Raw genomic sequence first — 23,247 nt, 5'->3', positions numbered from 1 at the left:
CCCTAGAACTCCTCCTTCTTATGGTTCCTCTTTAGTAAAGAGGAACCAACGTAATGCTTCTAAGCTATTACTGTAGTTTACCCTTTGACAAAGGGCAAACGCCAAAGAGGAATGGGTTCCGAGGGGGAAACCACAAGAGGGATTATTGAGAAAAAAAAGGAGTGGATCTACCTATGAAAATACTGGTTGTAGAAGATGAGGAGAACATAAGAAAAGTAATAAAAAAAATATTGGAAATAAATGAATTTGAGGTGTTGGAAGCCCGTGACGGGGCAGAAGCTATGGATATATTCTATAGTGAGAAGATAGATTTAATTATACTGGACTGGATGCTGCCCAAGGTAAATGGTATAGAAGTGCTGAAGATGGTCAGACAGGAGTCCAGTCTGCCCATCCTGATGCTTACAGCAAAATCTCAGGAGGATGACGAGGTAGAGGGGCTGGAGGTAGGAGCCAACGATTACCTGAAGAAACCATTTAGTCTGAAAATATTGGTTACACGGGTGAAAAAACTTCTCAATTTAATAGGGGGGAAAAAAAAATACGGTATTTTAGAGGTTGACTTAAACAACCATAAAGTATATATCAAGGGGAAGGATACTAATATATCTCCAAAGGAGTTTGAACTATTGAATTATTTGATATTGAACAGGGGGATAGCTCTGAACAGGGAAAAAATATTAGCGGACGTATGGGACTTTGCCTACGATGGAGATTATAGAACTGTGGATACCCATATAAAAACCCTGAGGAAAAAAATCGGTGCTGAGCATATAACAACCGTAAGGGGGATAGGTTATAAGTTTGAGGTGGACAAGAGATGAAATTAAAATTGACTCATAAGGTATTTATCTTTTCCCTTGCCCTTGTATCCCTGGTTATAATCGGGGGGATATACATAAATAACAACTATTTGGAGGATTTTTATTCCAACAGAAGGATAGCTCAGATAAAGGAAGTACGTAAACTGATATCTGAGGAAGTTCCCACAGAGGAAGAGTTAGACACCTATGCACAAAAATATAATATTACAATAAATATGATGGGTAAAATAAATCCCAGGCGTATAGCGAGATATGAATTGGATGAAAATAATGAGGGGAACATGGTAATCGAACACAGGGGGATGCAGCATTTAGAATATTATAAACTCCTTCCAACGGGGCAGTTTATAACTCTGAGAATCTCCATGGATTCTATACGAAGTACAGTTGGAATAGTCAATGAATTTTATATCTATGAGGGAATAGCTATATTGATAGGATCACTTTTTTTTGTATATATATTTTCCCTCCATATCACAAGACCAATAATAGCTTTAAATTCTATTATCGGAAGGATGGTAAACATGGATTTTTCCTACCGGGCCAACATAAAAAGCGGGGACGAACTGGAAGAATTAGGGGATAATATAAATTTTCTTTCCTCGGAGCTGGAAAAAAATATAGGACAGTTAAAATTATCCAATATGAAGCTGAAAGATGAGGTAGAAAAAAGAAGGAGGATCGATGAACTCAGGAAGGAATTTATTGCCAGTGTAACCCACGAGATAAAAACCCCTGTAACGGTAATAAATACCCATGCCGAGATGCTCCTATATGACCTGATTGAAAATAAGGAGGAGGGGAAGGAGTATCTTAGGACTATTATCTCTGAGGGGAATAATATAAGCACCCTTTTGAGTGAACTGATAAAACTTATAAAATTAGAGGAAAAAATAGTGGATATAAAGCTGGAAAAATTAGACTTATTTGATCTGCTGAGGGAAGAGAGTTCTAAATATAAGATCGATCTGGCAGATAAGGGTGTAAGTTTAATCCTGAATTTAGAGGAAAATCTGATGGTTTTAGGAGACGAATTTAAAATAAGACAGGTTGTAAATAACCTTTTGAGTAATGGTGTATCCTATGTGGAGAATAACGGCGAACTCAGGGTAAACTTAGAAACTGAGGGAGATGAAGCCAGGGTAGAGATAATAAATACAGGATCTTCCATTCCGGAAGATAAGTTAGGAAATATTTGGAAAGCATTTTACAGGGTAGAGAAATCCAGAAATAGAAAGTATGGGGGGACAGGTCTCGGCCTCACCATAGTCAACGGGATCCTGGAAAGACACGGGTCAAAATTTGGTGTAGAGAATGTGAGTGATGGTGTGAAATTTTGGTTTACACTGGAAAAAGTATCAAAGGAGGTATAACATGGGCTATCATATGATGGATGGATTACCAGGGGGAGTTTATTGGGTCTTTATGCTGTTTAGAGGAGTAGCGGGTTTTATTTTTCCTATAATATTGTTATACTTAGTATATAGATTTATGAAGGGGAAGGAAGGCGAATTTCTTCAGAAATCAGAAACTCCTTTGGAAAGGCTGAAGATGAGGCTGGCTAAGGGAGAGATCACCAAGGAAGAGTATGAAGAATTGAAAAAAATAATAGAAGATTAAAAAAATGCTGAACCGCGAATGATGCGAATTAATACGAAAAAAATGGAACGCGGATGCTGAAGCATACACGGATATATTAAGGAAAAGAAACAGAATTTTAAATTCGAGATTAAAATCAAGAAAATAAAAATCTGTGATTATCTATCAAATCCGCGTTATCCGTGTTCTATTGTTAAAGTTTAATCTGTGTTAAAAAAAGGAGAGATTTATGGGAAGACCAGGAAAAGTAAAAGGTTTTATAGACAGTGTTATTGGAAAGGCTATAGTTGTAGGGATAGAGGTCTTTGCCAGAAAAAGCAACGTATCTTTAGAAGATTCTCTGGCAGAGTTAAAGGAATTATCCCATGCTGCAGGGATAGAAACGGTTTATACAATAAGTCAAAGAAAAAACAGAATAGAGGCAGGAACTTATTTAGGAAGTGGGAAAATAGAGGAGATAAAGGCATTGGCGGCCAGATATGGTGCTGATATCCTCCTTGTAGATGATGAACTTTCCGGGATCCAGATAAGAAATCTGGAGAGTATCTTAGATATGGAAATAATAGACAGAACCAGTTTAATCTTGGATATCTTTGCCAACAGAGCCAAGAGTAAGGAAGGAAAATTACAGGTCGAATTAGCCAGATTGAGATATGAAAAACCCAGAATTGTAGGAGGAAGTACCCAGCTGTCGAAACAAGCCGGAGGAATAGGATCCAGGGGACTGGGAGAAAAAAAGTTGGAACTGGACAGGAGAACTATCGATAAAAGGATAAGGGATGTAGAAAGATCTATAGAGGCGTTAAAAAAACAAAGGGAAGTTCAAAAAAGTAAGAGAAAAAAGAGCCACCTGCAGACAGTAGCTCTAATAGGATATACAAATGCAGGGAAATCCACTTTGATGAATACTTTCTTAAGGGTAAATAATCCATTGAAGAGTAAACACGAGTCACCAGTTGCTGATATGCTGTTTGCTACATTGGATCCATTTCATAGAAAGGTAAAATTAAAGGATAATTTGGAGTTTATATTGACTGATACAGTAGGATTTGTAAATAAATTGCCCCATACTCTGGTTGATGCCTTTATGTCTACGTTGGAAGAGGTAAAAGATGCAGACCTGTTGTTATATGTGGTAGATGTATCCAATGAGGAATATGAACATCAATTGAAGGTTACTAAAAATGTAGTGAAGGAATTGGGAGCCCAGGAAATCCCGTATATAATAGTGCAAAATAAAAAAGACAGATTAAATTCTAAAGAACTTTTGGAAATTACCGATCCATTGGAAATGACGGTGCCGATATCTGCCCTGACTGGTGATGGATTAGATCACTTGATCTCTGAAATAGAGGGGAAAATAATGAAAGATTATAAGGTTGTAGATTTAATTATTCCCTTTGAAAGTGGATCTATGGCTAACTATATACTGGAGAACACCAAGGTTGTAGAGCATAAATATTTAGATGACGGCCTCCATGTGAGGGCCTATTTAAACGGACATGATATCAACAGATACAATTTATTCTTGGTATAAAAAGTAAAAATACTTGACAAAGTATAATGGGTGTAGTATCATATGGATAGTAACAGGAAGTTAAACAAAAGTTTCATTGAGTAAGAAACCCTTCTGGGATTGAAGTTAAATGGATTTTGAGAAAGCTTTACTGTATTAAAATTTTACGGAGGTAACACACATGTTAAAAGGAACAGTTAAATGGTTTAATGACGATAAAGGATTTGGATTTATCCAAGCTGAAGATGGAAACGACTACTTCGCACATTTCTCTCAAATCAACAAAGAAGGATTCAAAACTTTAAAAGAAGGGGAAGAAGTAACTTTCGAAATCACTGAAGGTGCTAAAGGTCCTCAAGCTTCAAACATCGAAACTGTATAATTTCTTTATTTGAAAGTTAAGCGATAGATTTATTCTATCGCTTTTTTTTTACCAAAAATTTTTTTTTTAGTGATCTTTCCAGCTTTTTCTTAGTGGACTTAGTGTAGAGGCTTAAGTTTTATAAATTCGTGACAAAAACAGGTTCTAAGGGTGTCACACTTAACTGACTCCATTTCTTTTCATGAGCAAAAGAAATAGAGGAAAGAAAATCTCACTTTTTCTAAATGATGTTATATGAGGAAGACCATGGATCCCCGTTTCTTAGTGGGATGCCTGACGGGCATGTTGGGCACGACGAAACTCGCAAGATATCTATTGAGGAGTAGGGTAACATCTAGAAAAAGGAATTAAAGGAAAAGAAAGGTTCTAACCAAGAAAAAAAGGTTTTAGACCTGTGATACATTTAAAATTAAGTTTTTTAGTATACTTAATTTTAATAACCGTATATCTTAGATTTTAAATCTTTGTAATCTGTGTTAAAAAAGACTTCTGTGTTATAGCAGTAGAATATTTAAAGATTGGTGAACATTGGTGACAAAAAAATATTTAACCCTGCGTATCTCAGTGATCTCTGTGTCTCCGCGTTGAAGGTTTTGATTTTTATAGATCTGTAAAAAAAAGAACTTTTAAGATAAAAGCTCTTCCAATTCAAAGGTTTCTTCCAATAAAATTTCATATTCTGTTTCAATTTTTTCTTTTTCTATAATTAGATTACCTAGTTTTGTGTAATCACCTTGGTTTAGAGAGATATCAACCTCTAAATTATCAAGAGTTTTTAAAATTTTTGTTTCAAGAGTTTTTAATTTTTTTAACCGGCGTTCATCATTTTTTTGTTTTTGATTGTCTCTAACTCTGGTATCTGCTCTATCTTTTTTTACAGCTTCTACTATTACTTCCGAAGTTTGATCTAAGTAGTAATTAAAATTACCGGGATAATCATACAAAGTCTGATCCTTTAATTCAATAATCCTATTTGCAATTTTATTTAAAAAATATCTGTCGTGGGAAATAAATAAAAGAGTCCCATTAAATGAAGCCAGTGTTTCTTCTAAAATTTCTTTGAAATGAAGATCCAGATGATTTGTAGGTTCGTCTAAAATAAGAAGGTTAAATCCATTATTTATCATGATAGCTAATTTTAATCTGGCTTTTTCGCCGCCACTAAGAGATTCTATTTTCTTATTTAAATCTTCACAATAGAAATGAAACTTTGCCAGACTCCTATGAAGGTCGGATTCTTTGACGATACTTTCATCTCTAAAAACATCAATTAGAGTAGACTGATAATTTGTAAATGTGAGGTTTTGATCAAGATAAGCTATCTTTAAGCTGCTTCCTAGAGTAATACCCTCTGCTTCATCTAAGATCATCTTTAAAAGTGTAGATTTACCGCTGCCGTTAGATCCGACGATACCCAATCTTTCGCCTAGATACAGGTCTAGAGAGATATTTTTAAATAGCAGTTTGTTATTGATCTCCTTAGAAATTTTATCAACTTTAATAACTCTTTTACCGCTTCTCCCTTGGCTGTCAAAATCAAATGAAATATTTTTTTCAATTTTTGGTTTATCTATTTTTTCCATTTTCTCTATACGCTTTCTCATATTTTCAGCTTTGATAAACATAGATTCATTATCACCGTTGCTTCCCCAGTGTCTGAACCTTCTAATGGCATCTTCCATCTGTTTGATTTTTTTCTCTTGAGCCAAGTATATTTCTAATTCTTTAAGGTATCTTCTTTCTTTTTCTACAACATAGTAACTATAGTTTCCGTTGAATATCTCGATGCCTTTATCATTTAATTCGTATATCTTATCGATGGTATTGTCTAAAAAATACCTGTCATGGGAAATTAAAAAAATACTTTTTTTATACCCTTTAACAAATTCTTCCAACCATTTTATAGAACTAAGATCCAGGTGGTTTGTAGGCTCGTCTAATAACAATAGATCAGGTTCATCTACTAAAGCTTTTGCAAGAAAAACTCTATTTTTTTCCCCTCCGCTAAGCTCACTAATCTTTTTTTTCAAGAATTCATCAGGAATCTTTAACCCTAACTTGATTTTTTTAATTTTTTCATCTATCTCATAACCGCCTTGAGACTCGAATTCCTCCTGTAATTTACCGTAATTTATCAGATCATCATTGTAGGTAGGAGAAGTACAGTCTTCAATTAGTTTCAAAGAGTTGTTAATGTTATTTTCAATGGCTAAAAGGTCCTCAAATCCACTATATAGGACTTCATTGACATCTTTTTCTAAAAAGTTGGTGAAATCTTGTATTAAATACCCAATTTTAAGGTTTTTTTGTAAGGTCAGATTTCCGCTGCTGTAATCTTCTATTTTAGAGATTATTTTAAATATAGTCGATTTACCACTTCCGTTTTTACCGATTAAACCAATTTTTTCACCCTCTATTACTCGGAGGGAGATATCATCTAATATTAAATTTGAGCCATAATATTTACTTATTTTATCCATAGTAACCTGTAACATCTATATCTCCTTCTAAACTTTAGTTTAATTTTTCTATTCGCATTTAAAATCAAATTTTCCTCTTCCAGTATATAATAAATTAAGTAAAAAAGCTAAATTAAGAAATTATTTGAATTATATTAGGATTAAAATAAAACTGTATAAAGATATAAAAATAGGAGCTTTATTTAAATAAAGCTCCTACTAAATTATTAAGAAATATTTCTTGAATACCTGTTTGTTTGTCCGGTTTTAATGATTCTTACAAGGGATGAAACAACTACTATTCCAAATGAGAGTGCCACTGCAATAAACAGGGTCTCGGTTCCCTTGTAGATAGCTTGTTCCATATTTTTTTCTAATATATAAAACATAGTGTAATATATACCGCTTCCGGGAACTAATGGTATCAATCCGCTTATAAGGATAGACGTAACCGGAGTTTTTAGGAGTCTGGCAAAGATTTCGGAACAAATGGTCAGGACAACAGATGAGGCGAAATAAGCAAGAATAATAGAGGTGCTAAGCTCTAAGCAGAATAAGTAGGTTCCCCAGCTTATTCCTCCTACAAGAGCTGAAAAAATCAGCTTCTCTCTCCGGATATTAAAGATAATTCCAAAACCAAAGGTGGCCAAAACAGCGAATAAAATTTGTATAAACATCTAAAATTTACCTCCTAAACAGAGACTGATAGCCGCCCCTGTCCCTACAGCTAAAGATGTGGCCACAAGGAGAGCCTCTGTCCCCCGAGCCATTCCTGTCATATAATCTCCTGCAATAATATCTCTGATACCATTGGTTAGAGCCAGGCCTGGAACTAACAGCATGAGGGAACCTATGATAGCTTTATCGATATTATCGATAAATTCAATAGAAAAGAAGTAATAGGCAAGGAAGGCGCTGAAGGCTCCTCCCAATGTATTTACAAAGATACCGTTTAATTCATACTTACTGAATGAATATGACAACAGGTAGACTGCAGCCCCGATGGGAAGTGTTCCCCAAAAATCTTTTAAAGTTCCGCCAAAAAGTATGGCAAAGGAAGCTGCGGTTACAGCATGAGCTAAAAGATTAAAAAGGATAGAATATCTAGGTGTTCCATCGATGCTTTTAAGTTTTTCCATGAATTCATCACAATTATAGTTTTTTGCATCTCTGGCAAGGTCATTTATTTGGTGTACCTTTTCCAAATTTACCGTCCTGGATTTTATACGGATAACGGTTGAAAGAGTTTTATCGTCCTTTGCGACAGCTACGATGATACCACTCAGGGTAGCAAAACAGTCGGAAGTGGCACCATGGGTATCGCAAATTCTAGTTACGATATCCTCTGATCTATAGGTTTCACCGCCATTTTCTAAGATCATTTTCCCTGCATAGGCAGAGATTTTAAGTATTTTATTTAATGTCATTTTGAGCTCCTAAATTTAGCATATTTTTTTATTGTTATTATAGCATATTAAAACCTTTTCGCACACAGATAACATAGATGAAAAATAGAATGTAGTCCAAGTTTTATTTATTTCTTTTTCGTATAAATACAATACTATTTAGATATTTCAATTAGTTATTTAAATTTAGTATAATCATATTATAATTTTAACTGATTAAAGTTTATACATGAAATAAATATTTTGTTAATTTAGGGAGTGAAAGGATGAAAAGAGTAAGCAACAGTACATTGATATTGATAGCAATGGTATTAGGTATCGCGGCAGGAGCATTTTTAGGAGAAAAGGGTGTGATCTTTGCACCACTGGGAAATATTTTTATCGGCTTAATTAAGATGCTGGTTATACCTTTGGTATTTTTTAGTATTATCTCCGGTTCGGCAGCACTTGGAAAGACAAAGTCAGCAGGGAAGGTCGGGGTATTTACAATAGCTTATTATTTAGGTACATCAGCAGTATCTGTGGTGTTGGGGTTATTGGCAGGAAATATATTTAAACCTGGTTTAGGTGTAAAAGTTCCGGATTCATTGATGACAGATGCAGCTACATATGCGGAAAATTCAAATGTAGCTGGATTTTGGGATACGGTTCAGGGGGTTATCCCTGCAAATCCATTTGAATCATTGGTCAGCGGAAACATCCTGCAAATATTATTCTTTGCATTGTTCTTCGGAATAGCATTATCTACAATGGATGAGAAAAAGCAGAAGCCGGTGACGGATATTTTGGATACTGTAAATGATGGGATGATCTGGATGATAAAAAAAGTATTGATCATTGCGCCACTGGGAGTATTTGGATTGATGACTAATTCAATAGCACTGTTTGGGATGGATATAATGGTGTTGGTGCTTAAGTTATTGGCTGCTTTTACCGTTACACTGGGAGTGATCCACTTTGTACTGATTCCTATGCTGGTAAAAATTTTAGGCGGGATGAATCCGTTGACATTCTTAAAAGGGATGAAAGAAACTCAGATATTAGCATTTGCTTCAGCTTCATCTATGGCTACCCTCCCTATAAACAAGCAGGAGTGTGAAAATTTAGGTGTAAAGCAGGAAGTGACATCGTTTGTTTTACCCCTGGGAGCCACAATTAATATGAATGGAAATGCCATGTTATATGCATTGACAGCAGTATTCTTTGCTCAAATGTTTGGTGTAGAATTGGGAATGGCTCAATATACAGCAATAATTTTAACTTCTGTATTGGGAGCAATTGGAACAGCAGGAGTCCCTGGGCCGGCATTGTTGGTAGTGGCGGTACTGGTAGCAGCAGGAATTCCGGTAACAGCCTTGCCGCTTATCTTCGGGGTAGACAGATTGTTTGATATGATGAGAACTTCTACAAATGTACTGGGAGACGCTTCTTGTGCGGTAATCGTGGAAAAGATGCTGTCGGAAGATACAGCAGTAGAATCTGTACTAAAAGATGCATAGTTGGAAATAAATAAAAAGGATTTGAAAATTTCAAATCCTTTTTTGCTTCGGTTTTAATAAAAAAGTTAAGAGAAAGACAGCTCCGCTGTCTTTCTCTTATATCCTAAATTTGGTGCCCTCTGGGAACCATAAAAGGAGGGAATAAAGTTCCAAGGATTCCGCACTTAATACGGGTTACTTTTTCTCTTGAAAGAAAAATTAACGAAAAAGTTCAAGAAGTTTATAATTGTCTTAGTGGAGTAAGTCACGATCGTCATTGTAGGAACAGTACTGCTGAAGCTCAACGACTATAAACTTCGTTCAAAACCAAGAAAGTTTTTCTTAGTGTAACTCATTATCTCAGTTCTTTGTGATGAAGAATTAAAGGTTTTGAATTTAAATCATCTGAGAAAATCTGTGACTAAAAATGATTAGAAGACTTCTGTATAATGGCTATAAAAGTTTTATAAAATTAGTGCAGGTTGGTGGAGAAAAAGGTTCTACCTGCAAGAAATATACTGTGGAGTAACATCTAGAAAAAGAATTAAGTTCAAAATTAAAGAAGAGAATCTGACGGCTAGAAACTTCGATTTTTAAAACTTAATAAACAGAGCAAACAATAGAAAAAGAATTAAATTTAAAGTAAAAATTAAAAGAAGGTTCTAACCAAAAATAAAATGTTTTAATCTGTGTAAATTAGATTTTAGATTTGTGTAATCTGTGTCAAAAATAAAGTTCTAAGGGTTCCGCCCTTAATACGGGTTACTTTTTCTCTTGAAAGAAAAATTAACGAAAAAGTTCAAGAAGTTTATAATTGTCTTAGTGGAGTAAGTCACGATCGTCATTGTAGAAACACTACAGCTGTAGATGGACGACTATAAACTTCGATTTTAAAAACCAAGAAAAAAAGAATTTAATCTGTGAACATCATAGCTATTATCAGATATAATCCGCGTTCTATGGGTTAGAAGTCAAAAAAATAATTAAAAGTTGAGATAGTGGAAGAAGTTTGATATAATAGTTTTAATGTAAAGAAAAAACACTTGACATAATGGTGGAGATATATTATAATACAGGGGTAAATTATGGAATTAAAAGAATTTTTAGAGATTTCAATTTTATTAGGTTACTACGGCAACCTTTTAAGTGACAAACAAAGAACCTATATGGAAGAACACTTTGAAGATGATTTTTCCCTTTCGGAGATTGCAAAATCTCACGGTATCAGCAGACAGGCAGTCTATGATAATATCAAGAGGGGAATCAAGATTTTAAAGGGGTATGAGGAAAAGATAGGATTCTTAAAGAGAGAGAAAGAGATAAGGGACAGTTTGAAAGAACTGAAGGCAGATTATAGTGAAGCAAAGTTAGACAGCTTAATAGCAAGTTTTGATATATAAGAGGTGTTCTATGTTAGATAATTTAGGAAGTAAATTCCAAGGAATATTTAAAAAGGTAAGGGGACATGGAAAATTAACAGAGGATAATATAAAGGCTGCCCTGAAGGAAGTAAGGCTGTCATTGTTGGAAGCTGATGTTAACTACCGTGTGGTAAAGGACTTTGTAAATAAAATAAAGGAAAAAGCTGTAGGAGAAAACACCCTCAGCGGAATCAATCCAGGACAGCAATTCATAAAGATAGTAAATGATGAATTGACAGAACTATTAGGCGGAACAAATGCAAGATTAACTAAAGCTCACAGGGGTCCCACGATAATTATGTTAGCCGGGTTACAAGGGGCAGGTAAAACTACCTTTGCAGCTAAGTTAGCTAAATATTTGAAAAAAAATGGAGAGAAACCATTTTTAGTAGGAGCGGACATATACAGACCGGCAGCTATGAAGCAACTTCAAGTGTTAGGAGATCAGATCGGTGTACCGGTATACTATGAAGAGGGAAGTAAGGATGCTGTAAATATTTGTGAAACCGGTGTAAAAAAAGCCAGAGCAGAGGAAGCAACTTACATAATCCTGGATACAGCAGGAAGACTTCATATAGATGAAAATCTGATGGAGGAGTTAAATCAGATAAGAAAAAAAGTCAGACCTCAAGAGATACTATTAGTAGTAGATGCAATGATTGGTCAAGACGCAGTTAATCTAGCAAGCAGTTTCAATGAAACTTTAAATATAGATGGTGTAGTACTGACGAAGTTAGATGGAGATACCAGAGGTGGATCCGCACTATCGATCAAAGCAGTGGTAGGAAAGCCGATCAAGTTTATCGGTGTAGGAGAAAAACTGGAGGATATCGAATTATTTCATCCTGAAAGACTGGTATCCAGGATTTTGGGGATGGGAGATGTAGTTTCCCTGGTTGAAAAAGCTCAAGGTGCCATAGATGAAGATGAAGCCAGGTTGCTGGAAGAAAAATTAAGAAAGCAAGAATTTGACTTAGAAGATTTTCTAAAACAATTGCAAAATATAAAGAAACTGGGACCTATCGGAAATATCCTGAAGATGTTACCGGGAGTAGGGGATCTAGGGGATCTAGCACCGGCAGAAAAAGAGATGAAAAAGACCGAAGCGATTATACAGTCTATGACTGTAGAAGAAAGAAGAAAACCAAAGATTATAAATTCCAGCAGAAAAAAAAGGATAGCCAGGGGATCTGCTACCCAGGTTCATGATATCAATAAGATGCTGAAACAGTTTGAACAGATGAAGAGTATGATGAAGATGTTCGGCGGCGGTAAGGGAATGCCTAAGATGGGCAAAGGGTTTAAATTACCGTTTTAACTCTTCCTTCTTATGGTTTCTCTTAAGTACAAAGAAACCGAGGTTGGAATGAATAAGTATTCCTTTCTCTTCTTAAAAGAAAGGTGTCCGTTAGGACGAAAAGAGTCGCAAATTATAATAAATTATTAAATAAATTAAAATGAGAAAAGGAGAATTAATTATGTTAAAAATCAGATTAACTAGATTAGGAAGCAAGAAAAGACCTGTTTACAGAGTAGTAGCAATGGAAGCATTACAAAAAAGAGATGGAAAGGCAATAGCTTTCTTAGGAAACTACTATCCTTTAGAAGATTCTAAAGTAGTGTTAAAAGAGGAAGAAATCTTAAGATTATTAGGAAACGGAGCTCAACCTACAAGAACTGTTAAATCTTTATTAACTAAAGCTGGAATTTGGGCTAAGTTTGAAGAGTCAAAGAAAAACTAATTTTATTAAAATAAAATTTTAAAAGAACCCGAGAGGGTTCTTTTTTATACAAAAATAGTCACAAAAAACGTTAGGCAGAGATGACTCAGGTTTTAAAAGTTATAATTAGAGATACCTTGATATTTATGGGTTTAAATCCGAAAAGTCAGAATTTAGTCAGCGTTAAAAAAATTCTAACTGGAAGAGATATCCCCAAATATCTACCAGCGAGTGGTATCACCAAAATGCTACCCGCAAGGGGCATCACCAAGATTTCTAGAGGTTATTACATAATCTAAGAATCTTGAGATATTAGTTTACTGCGTAAACATAGGATTTTGAGATAGAGCTTATTTTACAAAATGAGATGTACCATCTTTATTGAAATATTTGCATAACTTTAAAAAATGTAATAAACTTGAGTATTGTGTTTTTGTAAACTTCGAATTGAGATATTTCATTATTCTGTTGGGGCTGAGATAAACAATTTGTTTTTATATAAGAAATATGAATAAAACAACAAATCAGTGAAAAAAATATCAAGATCATGAATTTTGTATGTTATATATTTTAATAAGTAGAAATGTCAAATCAAATCAATCATTAAAAAAAACTTAAAAACCATGGAATTTAATGATATAATAATACTGGATTAACTCGGCGGTTTGTAATTAAATAACAAAACCCTGTAAATTGTGAATTGAATTTTAAACAAAATTATTCACAAGGTGATGTGTGACTGCAGGGGCTGTTAAGAAGGGTCTAAAAATATTGTGGAAAAGATTATGTAAAAATTTAATTAATCTAATTAATTATGATATGGTGAAAGGAAAAAGAAAAAATGGAGGAGAGAGATGAGTACAGAAATTTTAAAAAATGAAGTAAGGAAATATGAAAATCAGATAGATTTAGTGGACTTAATTAAAATATTACTTAAAAACAAAGGTTTAATATTGTTAACCGCTGCAATAATCACCCTTATGAGTGTAGGAGGAGCTTTTTATATTAAGGCTAATAAAATAGAGAAATTTGGGCAGAATTTTAAACTTATAGATTTTAACGATTCATACTATAATAAAAAAGCTGATCTTACAATAAAAAAATTTATTATCGAAGATATTTTATTAAAAAATGAAGTAGTAGATGAATTTTATAAAAATGAAGAATTCAACAAATATTCTCAAACTAAAAACAAAGATAAGATTCTTAATGAAGATGAAAAAAGGGAATTTATAAATAACAGCATTAAAATAAATAAAGTTATGGATGAGGGTAAAAAAGAAATAAAATACTATTCCTTAATTTCCAATATCAAAGCTAATAAAGGATTGAGTGAAAAGTTAATAGCTTTATATATAGATATCATAAATAAAGAAAAAGCAGCTATAATAATAAATGCTATTGATACCGAAGATGATTTTATTATTCAGAAAAGAAATTTATATGAAAAAAAAGTTAAAGAGGGCGAAAAGAATATAGCGGAGATAATAAAACAACAGCCAGTTTCAATATTGGAAAATCAAGAGATAATATCAATGTTATCTATAACTAATCCAAGTTTATTGCAAGAGATGGATAGTGATAAAGCTCTGTATGAGAAATATTATGATCAAGCTGTAGGAATAGAGGGGCTCAAAGAGGATAAAAATTTAAACCAGCAGATTGAAAAATTATCATCTATTTATAAGGTGGAGGAAAAGAGTAAATCTATGATGATAGTAGCTATGGGGCTGATACTGGGGTTATTCCTGGGGATCTTTGCAGCCTTCATGAAGGAATTTTTTGAAAATGTTGATTTTAAGAATTAAAAAACCAGTAAACTTCAGCACAGAAACTTTGTAAAATAATAAGAGTAAAAAAAGGGGAGAGGAGCAGATGCGACACAGCAAAAATATACTGTCAAGAATAATATTTTTTATAATAATGTATACGGCATATTACAAATTATTTCATATATTTAATAGGACAGATAATGCTGCTTTTTATCTTATGTTTTTAATTATGGGATTGGCGTATTACCTTGTTGGGTATTTGGATTTCAGCAATGGGAAATTGGAAAAAAATGATATAGTATATTCCGTTTTGATTAATACAGTCTTAGGAAGTATAAATTATTTCTTTACAAAGAGTAAAAAAGAATTTACTGTGTTCCTTATTTTGATTATAATTGCAAATCTGATTAAATACATATTGGCAGCTTTAAATAATAGCAAGATGAATGTGCTCTTAGCGGGAGAAAACGATCTGATTGATAAGATAAAACAAAGTATAATTAACTCAGATAGACATGTATACACAGGTCAATGCTGCTGCGAAGGTGTGGACAGATTGAAAGAAATTGTCTCTGAAAAGAAAATAGACATGATAATAATTACTGAAAAAGCTATCCTGAAAAATCACCAAAACTTATTATTGGACCTTAAGTTAAAGGGAAAAAAAATACAGACATATTGGCAGTTTAATGAAGAAGTAGAAGGAAAGATAGATGTGACTAAGATAGACGAAAGATGGCTGCTCTACAGCCTGGGATTTAACATCCTGCATAATACCCTTCAGAGAAGGGTAAAGCGGCTGTTTGATATAGTGATGGCTATAATAATATCTATTCCGGCTCTGCCTATAATGCTGCTAACCGCAGTCTTACTAAAGATAGCAGGACTTTTGGATAAGAAGGAAGCCGGACCGCTGTTATTTACTCAAATAAGGGTAGGGCTTGGAAATGAACCTTTTAAGATGTTCAAATTTAGAAGTATGATAACCAAGGAGAATTGGGCAGAGGTGGGGTTTGACCCCCATAAAGAATCATGGACTACTGAAGGGGATCCCAGAGTTACAAAAATAGGGCATTTCATGAGAAAAACAAGACTGGACGAACTGCCGCAGTTATTAAATGTAATCAGAGGGGAGATGTCCTTTGTGGGACCCAGGCCGGAAAGTGTACCCTATGTGGAGGAATTAGAAAGGGAACTGCCCTTTTATAATCTAAGGCATGCGGTGCAGCCAGGGGTTACAGGATGGGCACAGGTAATGTATCCCTATGGAGCCACAACAGAGGATTCATTGAGAAAGCTGGAATTTGATCTGTATTATATAAAACATCAAAATTTTGTGATGGATGTAGGGATATTTTTTAAAACAGTTAAGACGGTGTTGTCCGTAAAAGGGAGATAGTAAATCAATAAAATTGATTTATAAATTAAGACTATTTGCGATATGTTGTTTTAAAAAGTAAGTCACGATTGTCATTGTAGGTGCTTTACAGCTGGAGAGTAACGACTATAAACTTCGATTGAAAGTCAAAAATAAAGGATTAGAATTTTTTTAGCTACTCTTAGTGTAAGGGAATTAAATTTCTTAGGGTTGGGTAATCCAAGAAAATCTGTATAATCTGTGACAAAAAGGAAGTTCCAAAGATTCCGCCTTTGATACGGATTACCTTTTCTCTTGACAGAAAATGTAATCGAAAAGGTCAAGAAGGTTTATAATTGTCTTAGTGAGTAAAACACGATCGTCATTGTAGGAACATTACAGCTGAAGCTTAACGACTATAAACTTCGGATTTTAAAACCAATAAAAAAAGAATTTATTAGTGTTGGATAATTTGAGAAAACCTGTGATAAAAAGATAGTTTAGGTTACTTTAAAAAAAAGAAAGATAGGGAGAAAAAAGTTTATGAAAAATATTATATTATGCGGCGGGAATGGGACTAGGTTATGGCCTGTGAGCCGGACCCTTATGCCGAAACAGTTTGTTAAATTATTTAATGATCAGTCATTATTTCAACTGACGGTTGAGAGAAATAATAAGGTATGTGACAGTAATTTTATTATATCAAATACGGAGCAGTATTTTCTAGCAATCGATCAGTTGGAAGAGGATAAAAAGTATAACTTTCAAAATGCTAAATTTTTACTAGAGCCGGTTGGAAGAAATACTGCTCCTGCAATAGCTTTAGCATGCTTTGATCTGGATCCCAATGAGATAGTATTGGTGACACCATCGGATCATCTGATAAAGGATGAATATGAATATGAAAAAGGATTAAGTGAAGCAAAAAGGCTGGCTGAAGAAGATAATTTGGTTACCTTCGGGATAACTCCAGGATTTGCTGAAACTGGGTTTGGATATATAGAAAGCGAACTTCCCCTAGCCCCTTCTTTAGACAAAGACGGGGAACAAGTTAGAGGTTTTGCAGTAAAGGCGTTCCATGAGAAGCCTAATTTTGAGACAGCTACAAAGTACTTAGAAGCCGGAAATTATTATTGGAACAGCGGGATGTTTTGTTTCAAGGCAGGGGTATTTTTGGAGGAACTAAAAAAGTATTCACCTGAAATATATGAAGCAAGTAAGACAGCCTATGAAGGAAGAGTTAGTTTAGAAGAGAAGCAGATGAGAATAAAAATGGATGATATGTTAAATATTCCACATGACAGCATAGACTACGCTGTCATGGAAAAATCAAAAATAGTGAAGGTAATACCATCTGATATAAAGTGGTCGGATGTTGGAAGTTTTGATGCACTGGCTGAAGAGTTACCTAACGATGAAAATAACAATTTTGTACTGACCAAGAAGCAGACTGAATTAATAGATGTGGAGGACCTGATTGTAGTAGATACAGAGGATGCATTATTGATCAGTAAGAAAGGGTCCAGCCAGAAGATAAAGGAAAGGGTAGTAAGGTTAAAAAAAGAAGGGTCAGCTTTGCCCGATATTCATTTGAAAGCCCACAGACCATGGGGAACATATGAGGTATTGGTAGACACTCCAGGATATAAAGTAAAGAGGATAGAGGTAAAGCCGGGAAAAAGATTAAGTTTACAAAAACATTTTCACAGAAATGAACACTGGATAGTTGTATCAGGAACGGCTACTGTAACTGTAGGAGATGAAGTGAAATTAGTAAGACCTAATGAAAGTACCTATATCAAGATGGGTCAAGTACACAGATTATCCAATGAAGGAAAGATACCGGTGGTTATGATCGAAGCACAGGTAGGAGAATATACCGGGGAAGATGATATAGTGAGATTAGAAGATGATTTTGCTAGAAATTGAATTTATTTAAAATAAATTATAAAAAAGAAGTTTTGTTTTAATACGTTTCCTTTTTTTATCGCGGTGAAATTTGTGTCAAAAAAGGTTTTATTAAAATGTGAAATCATAGAAAAATGGAGGCAAAATGGAAGAATTAGTATCAATAATAACTCCGTTGTATAATGCAGAAAAATATATTGAAGCAACAATAAATTCTGTACAAGGTCAAACTTATAAAAATTGGGAAATGATTATAGTAGATGATTGTTCAAAAGATAATAGCTATAATTTGGTTGTTAAATTAGCAGAGCAAGAAAAGAGAATAAAGCTTATTGAAAATAAAGCAAATAGTGGTGTAACTAAGACTAGAAATAAGGGAATAGAATTAGCTAAAGGAAAATATATAGCTTTTTTAGATGCGGATGATCTTTGGAAAAAAGAAAAATTAGAAAAACAGATATCTTTTATGAAAAAAAATAAAGTTTTAATTTCCTATACGGGATATGAAAAGATAAATGAAAATGGGACTATAAGGGGAGAAATAAAAGTTCCTAAAAATGTTACTTATCACGAATCTTTAAAGGGAAATATAATGGGGTGTTTAACTGTTATTTATAATTGCGAAAAATTAGGGAAAAAATATTTTAAAGAATTGAAAATGAGCGAAGATCATGTATTATGGTTAGAAATTTTAAAAGATACAGATAGTTATGGAGTGGAAGAATCATTAGCTCAATATAGGGTATTGGGAAACTCTAGATCTAGTAGTAAAATAGATGCTATTAAATTTCAATGGGAAATAAATAGAAAAATAGAAAAATTAACTCGAATTGAAAGTGTTTATTACTTTATAAATTATTTATGGTATGGATATAGGAGATATAAAGTTTAGGGGAGAATTAGATGAAGTGTTTATATGTTGGTTATGAAAGTGATAAAACTGGAGGAGGTATTGTAAGTGATACAAATTTTAAGTCGCTAATTGAGGTTTTTGGTGAAAGAAAATTGGATCAATTTATAATAAAAAAGAACCCTAATAAAATAAAAAAAATATTTCAACTTTTAATACTTCGTGGTGTAGGTTTAACTAGAAAAGATGAAAATCTACTAATGGAAAAAATAGAACAAAACAAGTATAATTATATTTTTTTTGATGGTTCTTTAAATGGTGGAATGATTTTGAAGATAAAAAGATATTATAAAACTATAAAAATAATAACTTTTTTTCATAATATTGATTATAAATATATAAAAGAAAAGATAAAGATCGAGGGTAAGAAAAATATTATTTTACTTCCTTCAGTATATTATAATGAAAAACTATCAGCGAAATATTCGGACAAAATAATTTTATTAAATAAGCGTGATGGAAAAGAGCTAAACAAAATTTATAAAAGAGATAATTACAAAATAATTCCATTATCATTAAAAGATAGGTTTAACAAAAATAAAATAGAAAATTATGAAATTGATTACTTGTTTGTTGGATCTAATTTTTTTGCAAATGTCGAAGGGATAACCTGGTTTATTGAGAATGTTATGCCACATGTACAGGGGAAATTAAAAATAATAGGAAAAGGAATGGAGTGTTTAAAAGATCAATATACAAGAAATAACGTTGAAATTATCGGGACAGTAGAAAATGTGGATGAGTTTTATTATAAAACTAAAGTTGTTGTTTGTCCAATTTTTTCTGGATCTGGAATGAAAACAAAAACAACAGAGGCAATGATGTTTGGAAAACTTATTTATGGAACAACAGAAGCTTTTGAAGGGTTTGATATTGATTGTTCATTGGTTGGTGGAAATTGTAACTCTAAAGATGAATTTATAGAAAAATTAATGAGTGATTTCAAAAAATCTAAAAATGAATCAAGAAAAATCTATCTAGAGAAGTACTCTTTTAAAAGCTATGTGAAAAATATGAGAAAAGTATTTAATGAGGTGGGATATAATGGATAAAATTAAAATATCTGTAATTATTCCTGTGTATAATGTGGATGAGTATCTAGAAGAATGTTTAGAGACTGTATACAGACAAACTTTAAAAGAATTAGAAGTTATATTGGTTGATGATGGTTCAACAGATTATAGTTTGAAAATTCTGAAAGAGTATAAAATTAAATATCCTAAAAAGACAAAATTAATAATAAAAGAAAATGGTGGACAATCATCAGCAAGAAATTTGGGTTTAAAAAGTGCTAGTGGTGAGTATATATCATTTATAGATAGTGATGATTTTATAGATTATGATATGTTTAAAATTATGTATGAAAAAGCAAAAAAAAATGATTTAGATATAGTGCAATGCTTGTATGAAAATTATTTTGTTGAAAATTTAGAAAAAAATTTTCCATATAAGTTTATAGAATATAATAGTGAAGTATTATCAGGTATTGATTATTTTGAATTAGATCCTGCTGTGGGACCATGTGATAAACTTTATAAAAGAGAGTTTTTGAATAAATTAAATTTTTGTTTTAAAGAAGGAATTTTTGCCGAAGATGCACTAGCTTTACCTCAATTATTTTATAAAGCAAAAAAAGTAAAATTTATAAATAAAGTTTTATATTTTTATAGAAGAGAAAGAATGGGTTCAACAACTAATTCCATAAATGTCATAAATAGTATTAAATTAGTCGAAGATAAATTTTATGTAGTGAAAGAACTTGAAAAATTTAGATTAGAGAAAAAATGGAATGGTAATATATCAAGAATAATTATTGCAAACATCGTAACTCCATTTTTAAAAAAAGAGATGAAACAAAAAGAATATAGAAAAAAAATATTTAAAGAATTTAAATCAAAAAAAATATTATTTATATTTTTTAAGAATATAAATTTTAAAATTATAAAAAAATTAATAAAATTATTTCTAGTAAGAATCAGGGAAGAAGGGAAAATATGATTATTTATGTATTGTTATTGATAATATTAAGTTTAATATTATATTTTAAAAATTATTATAAAGATAATGATTTAGGTTACAAACTAAATATTATAATAATGTTATTGTTTACAATTTTAAGATATGATGTTGGTTATGATTTTATGGGATATTATAATTGGGCAACTAAATCAACAGATTATCTTGAGGCATATAATAGAATAGAATTAATAAATAAGATTTTTTTAAAAATAACTTGGTTTATAAATTATCCACAAGTATTAATAATATTATATGGAATTTTTATAATATATTACTTGTATATTGCAATCAAAGAAAATAGTGCGAACAAAACTCTTTCTTTGTATGTATATTTAGGTATCCCAATGTTTTTTTTAGGATCACTTAGCATGATGAGGCAATATATGGCTTTATCAATAACTTTGTATTCTGTTAAGTATATTAAAAATAATAATATTTTAAAATATATAACTACAATATGCATAGCTACGTTAGTGCATAAAAGTGCAATTGTTATACTGCCATTATATTTTTTAAAAAAAATTAAATTTAATAAATTTATATTGACTTTTTTATTAGGTGGAAGCTTTTTTTTTGATAAAGTTCTAAAATTTCTAATTATCAAATTTATTCCAAATTATTCAGTTTATGTTGAGGATCATAAAGGCAGTGGCGGAGAAATAATATATTATTTAGTAATTTTTTTAATGTTAGCTACAGTTATGTTAAGTGATAGATTGCGAGAACAAAATAGTGATAATAATATTTATATTAATGCTATTACAATTGGAAGTTTAGTATATATATCATTAATAAAATATGGACATGCTGGGATCAGAGGATCAATATTTTATTTGATATTCTATATACTGATTATTCCTCAGATGATATTATGTTTTAAGCAATATAAAATTTTAAATTATATTTGTTATTTAGCCATGATGATATTATTTTTAGCAACAATAATTATATCTACTAAAAGTGATAAATCGGCATACATACCGTATCAGATTTATTTTTTAAAAAACTAATTTTAAAATATTTTTAAAGGTTGTAAAAACCTTCTAAAAAATTTAGAAAAGAAAATTTTGTTTCGATCGTTTATTTGGAAGAGTCAAAATTATGGCAATCGTGTTTATTTTTAGCAACATCGATACCAACAAAAATCATAGTTATCACTCCTTGAATAATTTATTTGATGTTGTGATCCATAAAAACTATGTTAACGTATCATTGCTATATATAAAACGTCGAGCGTTATCTAATTAATTAACAATTAAACATGAATTACGATTAGAGCCTTAAGAAAATAGTCTAAGATATAGGAGAAAACACTAATCCACAGCGTCTATATTAATTATGTATTAAAAAAATTAAACAAACTGAAATAGTGCTTATTATAGCTCTATTTCATTATACAAGGAGAAAAAAATTAAATAGAATAATTTTAATATTAACATATATAAATCCAATTATAATGCTATATGCATTTTTAAATTGGTGGCCAATGTTTTTAGAGAGATGGACATTTTTAAAAAATAAGGTGGTGTAGAACATAGATATTTCAATAATAGTAATAAATTATAATACTTTAAAATTAACAGAAGAAACAATAAATTCCGTAATAGAAAAAACGAAACAACTAAAATATGAAATAATTTTAGTTGATAATGCTTCTAATGATGGTTCACAAAATTATTTTGAAAAAGAATACAAATATAGAAGTGAAATAAAATTTATTAAAAGTGAAGTTAATTTAGGATTTGGAAAGGCAAATAATTTAGGGATAAAAAATTCAAAAGGAAAATATGTATTTCTCTTAAATTCAGATACTATTTTAGTAAATAATGCAATTAAAATTTTATTTGATTATATGGAAAAAAATATTTGTGTAGGAATATGTGGTGCCAACCTTTACAGTCAAAGATTGGTGCCAATACACTCATTTTCACAAAAATTACCTTCAATAAAGTCAGAAATAGAATCAATTTTTCTTATACCGACTATAAAAAAAAGAATATTCAAAAAAAGAGCAGATTTTAATTATAGTAAATTTCCGAAAGAAGTTGGATATATAACTGGTGCTGATATGATGATTAGAAAAGAAATTTTAGAGAATTCTTATTTTTTTGATCCAGATTTTTTTATGTATTATGAAGAAACTGAATTGACAAATAGAGTAAAAAAATTAGGATATAAAATTATCTCTATTCCAGAAGCTAAAATAATACATTTAGAAGGTCAATCATTTGAATTTAAAGAACATAGGTCAAGAATGATGTACGAAAGTAGATATAAATATTTTAATAAAGTTTATGGAGTTAAAAGTTTAAAATGGAGTTACTCAATACTAATTTTAAATTTAGTATTTAAATTTTTAATAACTTTTAAAAACCAATATTTAAAAATGATAAAAATCAATAAGGAAGAATATTATAAATATAAATTAACATTAAAAAATTAAAGTGATAAGAAGTAAAGTATAATAAAAATATT

The 23,247-nt window shown here is 31.6% G+C and carries 20 protein-coding genes; 17 read left to right on the top strand and 3 right to left on the bottom strand.

The features are described from left to right. Window positions 1–173: 173 nt before the first annotated feature. The 5 genes from DYH56_RS00765 (at window position 174) to DYH56_RS00745 (ending at window position 4,321) form a co-directional block, all read left to right on the top strand. A complete protein-coding gene (locus DYH56_RS00765; RefSeq protein ID WP_114640938.1) occupies window positions 174–824 on the top strand; it encodes a response regulator transcription factor in 651 nt (216 codons plus the stop codon). Further along, window positions 821–2,197 (top strand): sensor histidine kinase, encoded by a 1,377-nt coding sequence (locus tag DYH56_RS00760; protein WP_114640937.1) that lies wholly within the window; start codon window positions 821–823, stop codon window positions 2,195–2,197. Before DYH56_RS00765 ends, DYH56_RS00760 begins: the two co-directional genes overlap by 4 nt. Before the next feature lies 1 nt (window position 2,198). Beyond that, a complete protein-coding gene (locus DYH56_RS00755) occupies window positions 2,199–2,444 on the top strand; it encodes an SHOCT domain-containing protein (protein WP_114640936.1) in 246 nt (81 codons plus the stop codon). 208 nt (window positions 2,445–2,652) lie between these two features. Then, a complete protein-coding gene (gene hflX / locus DYH56_RS00750; RefSeq protein ID WP_114640935.1) occupies window positions 2,653–3,960 on the top strand; it encodes a GTPase HflX in 1,308 nt (435 codons plus the stop codon). Between the two features lie 160 nt (window positions 3,961–4,120). After that, window positions 4,121–4,321, top strand: a complete 201-nt coding sequence (locus tag DYH56_RS00745; protein WP_028855325.1) for a cold-shock protein — start codon at window positions 4,121–4,123, stop codon at window positions 4,319–4,321. Between the two features lie 626 nt (window positions 4,322–4,947). On the opposite strand, the gene abc-f is transcribed toward DYH56_RS00745, so the two are convergent. From abc-f to DYH56_RS00730, 3 genes are all read right to left on the bottom strand, one after another. After that, window positions 4,948–6,816: a ribosomal protection-like ABC-F family protein gene (abc-f, locus tag DYH56_RS00740; RefSeq protein WP_114640934.1), complete on the bottom strand. Its 1,869-nt coding sequence runs from the start codon at window positions 6,814–6,816 to the stop codon at window positions 4,948–4,950. A gap of 191 nt (window positions 6,817–7,007) precedes the next feature. Beyond that, the gene (locus DYH56_RS00735) at window positions 7,008–7,457 is read right to left on the bottom strand and encodes a threonine/serine exporter family protein (RefSeq protein WP_114640933.1); all 450 of its coding nucleotides are present in this window, start codon (window positions 7,455–7,457) and stop codon (window positions 7,008–7,010) included. Next, window positions 7,458–8,207, bottom strand: coding sequence for a threonine/serine exporter family protein (locus DYH56_RS00730; protein ID WP_114640932.1), 750 nt, complete (start codon window positions 8,205–8,207; stop codon window positions 7,458–7,460). A 245-nt stretch (window positions 8,208–8,452) separates the two neighbouring features. On the opposite strand from DYH56_RS00730, the gene DYH56_RS00725 reads away from it, so the two are divergent. The 12 genes from DYH56_RS00725 to DYH56_RS00670 all read left to right on the top strand — a co-directional run bounded on the left by DYH56_RS00725 (window position 8,453) and on the right by DYH56_RS00670 (window position 23,215). Next, complete coding sequence (locus DYH56_RS00725) at window positions 8,453–9,685, top strand: dicarboxylate/amino acid:cation symporter (protein WP_114640931.1); 1,233 nt, start codon at window positions 8,453–8,455, stop codon at window positions 9,683–9,685. Window positions 9,686–10,749: 1,064 nt separating this feature from the next. Continuing rightward, complete coding sequence (gene ylxM, locus DYH56_RS00720; RefSeq protein ID WP_114640930.1) at window positions 10,750–11,064, top strand: YlxM family DNA-binding protein; 315 nt, start codon at window positions 10,750–10,752, stop codon at window positions 11,062–11,064. A 10-nt stretch (window positions 11,065–11,074) separates the two neighbouring features. Further along, entirely contained in the window at window positions 11,075–12,403 is a 1,329-nt protein-coding gene (gene ffh / locus DYH56_RS00715) for a signal recognition particle protein (protein WP_114640929.1), read from the top strand. A gap of 160 nt (window positions 12,404–12,563) precedes the next feature. Next, entirely contained in the window at window positions 12,564–12,827 is a 264-nt protein-coding gene (gene rpsP, locus DYH56_RS00710; RefSeq protein ID WP_114640928.1) for a 30S ribosomal protein S16, read from the top strand. A gap of 833 nt (window positions 12,828–13,660) precedes the next feature. Further along, a complete protein-coding gene (locus DYH56_RS00705) occupies window positions 13,661–14,614 on the top strand; it encodes a hypothetical protein (RefSeq protein ID WP_114640927.1) in 954 nt (317 codons plus the stop codon). Window positions 14,615–14,681: 67 nt separating this feature from the next. Further along, the gene (locus DYH56_RS00700; RefSeq protein ID WP_114640926.1) at window positions 14,682–15,977 is read left to right on the top strand and encodes a sugar transferase; all 1,296 of its coding nucleotides are present in this window, start codon (window positions 14,682–14,684) and stop codon (window positions 15,975–15,977) included. A 501-nt stretch (window positions 15,978–16,478) separates the two neighbouring features. Next, entirely contained in the window at window positions 16,479–17,864 is a 1,386-nt protein-coding gene (locus tag DYH56_RS00695) for a mannose-1-phosphate guanylyltransferase/mannose-6-phosphate isomerase (RefSeq protein WP_114640925.1), read from the top strand. A gap of 124 nt (window positions 17,865–17,988) precedes the next feature. After that, window positions 17,989–18,735, top strand: a complete 747-nt coding sequence (locus DYH56_RS00690) for a glycosyltransferase family 2 protein (RefSeq protein ID WP_114640924.1) — start codon at window positions 17,989–17,991, stop codon at window positions 18,733–18,735. A gap of 11 nt (window positions 18,736–18,746) precedes the next feature. Beyond that, a complete protein-coding gene (locus tag DYH56_RS00685) occupies window positions 18,747–19,805 on the top strand; it encodes a glycosyltransferase (protein WP_114640923.1) in 1,059 nt (352 codons plus the stop codon). Further along, the gene (locus DYH56_RS00680) at window positions 19,798–20,751 is read left to right on the top strand and encodes a glycosyltransferase (protein ID WP_158538999.1); all 954 of its coding nucleotides are present in this window, start codon (window positions 19,798–19,800) and stop codon (window positions 20,749–20,751) included. Before DYH56_RS00685 ends, DYH56_RS00680 begins: the two co-directional genes overlap by 8 nt. Next, window positions 20,748–21,782 carry an EpsG family protein gene (locus DYH56_RS00675; protein ID WP_114640921.1) on the top strand — a complete coding sequence of 345 codons (1,035 nt, stop codon included), beginning with the start codon at window positions 20,748–20,750 and terminating at the stop codon, window positions 21,780–21,782. Before DYH56_RS00680 ends, DYH56_RS00675 begins: the two co-directional genes overlap by 4 nt. A 524-nt stretch (window positions 21,783–22,306) precedes the next feature. Beyond that, complete coding sequence (locus DYH56_RS00670; protein ID WP_114640920.1) at window positions 22,307–23,215, top strand: glycosyltransferase family 2 protein; 909 nt, start codon at window positions 22,307–22,309, stop codon at window positions 23,213–23,215. Window positions 23,216–23,247 lie beyond the last annotated feature (32 nt).

The organism is Psychrilyobacter piezotolerans (assembly GCF_003391055.1).
GTDB classification, from domain to species: Bacteria; Fusobacteriota; Fusobacteriia; order Fusobacteriales; family Fusobacteriaceae; genus Psychrilyobacter; species Psychrilyobacter piezotolerans.
This window is presented reverse-complemented; position numbering and strand designations above follow the sequence as displayed.

Bases quoted from the DNA above. Each gene is read 5' to 3' on its own strand.
- DYH56_RS00765 (WP_114640938.1), top strand. From the start codon at position 174: ATGAAAATACTGGTTGTAGAAGATGAGGAGAACATAAGAAAAGTAATA.
- DYH56_RS00760 (WP_114640937.1), top strand. From the start codon at position 821: ATGAAATTAAAATTGACTCATAAGGTATTTATCTTTTCCCTTGCCCTT.
- DYH56_RS00755 (WP_114640936.1), top strand. From the start codon at position 2,199: ATGGGCTATCATATGATGGATGGATTACCAGGGGGAGTTTATTGGGTC.
- hflX (WP_114640935.1), top strand. From the start codon at position 2,653: ATGGGAAGACCAGGAAAAGTAAAAGGTTTTATAGACAGTGTTATTGGA.
- DYH56_RS00745 (WP_028855325.1), top strand. From the start codon at position 4,121: ATGTTAAAAGGAACAGTTAAATGGTTTAATGACGATAAAGGATTTGGA.
- abc-f (WP_114640934.1), bottom strand. From the start codon at position 6,816: ATGTTACAGGTTACTATGGATAAAATAAGTAAATATTATGGCTCAAAT.
- DYH56_RS00735 (WP_114640933.1), bottom strand. From the start codon at position 7,457: ATGTTTATACAAATTTTATTCGCTGTTTTGGCCACCTTTGGTTTTGGA.
- DYH56_RS00730 (WP_114640932.1), bottom strand. From the start codon at position 8,207: ATGACATTAAATAAAATACTTAAAATCTCTGCCTATGCAGGGAAAATG.
- DYH56_RS00725 (WP_114640931.1), top strand. From the start codon at position 8,453: ATGAAAAGAGTAAGCAACAGTACATTGATATTGATAGCAATGGTATTA.
- ylxM (WP_114640930.1), top strand. From the start codon at position 10,750: ATGGAATTAAAAGAATTTTTAGAGATTTCAATTTTATTAGGTTACTAC.
- ffh (WP_114640929.1), top strand. From the start codon at position 11,075: ATGTTAGATAATTTAGGAAGTAAATTCCAAGGAATATTTAAAAAGGTA.
- rpsP (WP_114640928.1), top strand. From the start codon at position 12,564: ATGTTAAAAATCAGATTAACTAGATTAGGAAGCAAGAAAAGACCTGTT.
- DYH56_RS00705 (WP_114640927.1), top strand. From the start codon at position 13,661: ATGAGTACAGAAATTTTAAAAAATGAAGTAAGGAAATATGAAAATCAG.
- DYH56_RS00700 (WP_114640926.1), top strand. From the start codon at position 14,682: ATGCGACACAGCAAAAATATACTGTCAAGAATAATATTTTTTATAATA.
- DYH56_RS00695 (WP_114640925.1), top strand. From the start codon at position 16,479: ATGAAAAATATTATATTATGCGGCGGGAATGGGACTAGGTTATGGCCT.
- DYH56_RS00690 (WP_114640924.1), top strand. From the start codon at position 17,989: ATGGAAGAATTAGTATCAATAATAACTCCGTTGTATAATGCAGAAAAA.
- DYH56_RS00685 (WP_114640923.1), top strand. From the start codon at position 18,747: ATGAAGTGTTTATATGTTGGTTATGAAAGTGATAAAACTGGAGGAGGT.
- DYH56_RS00680 (WP_158538999.1), top strand. From the start codon at position 19,798: ATGGATAAAATTAAAATATCTGTAATTATTCCTGTGTATAATGTGGAT.
- DYH56_RS00675 (WP_114640921.1), top strand. From the start codon at position 20,748: ATGATTATTTATGTATTGTTATTGATAATATTAAGTTTAATATTATAT.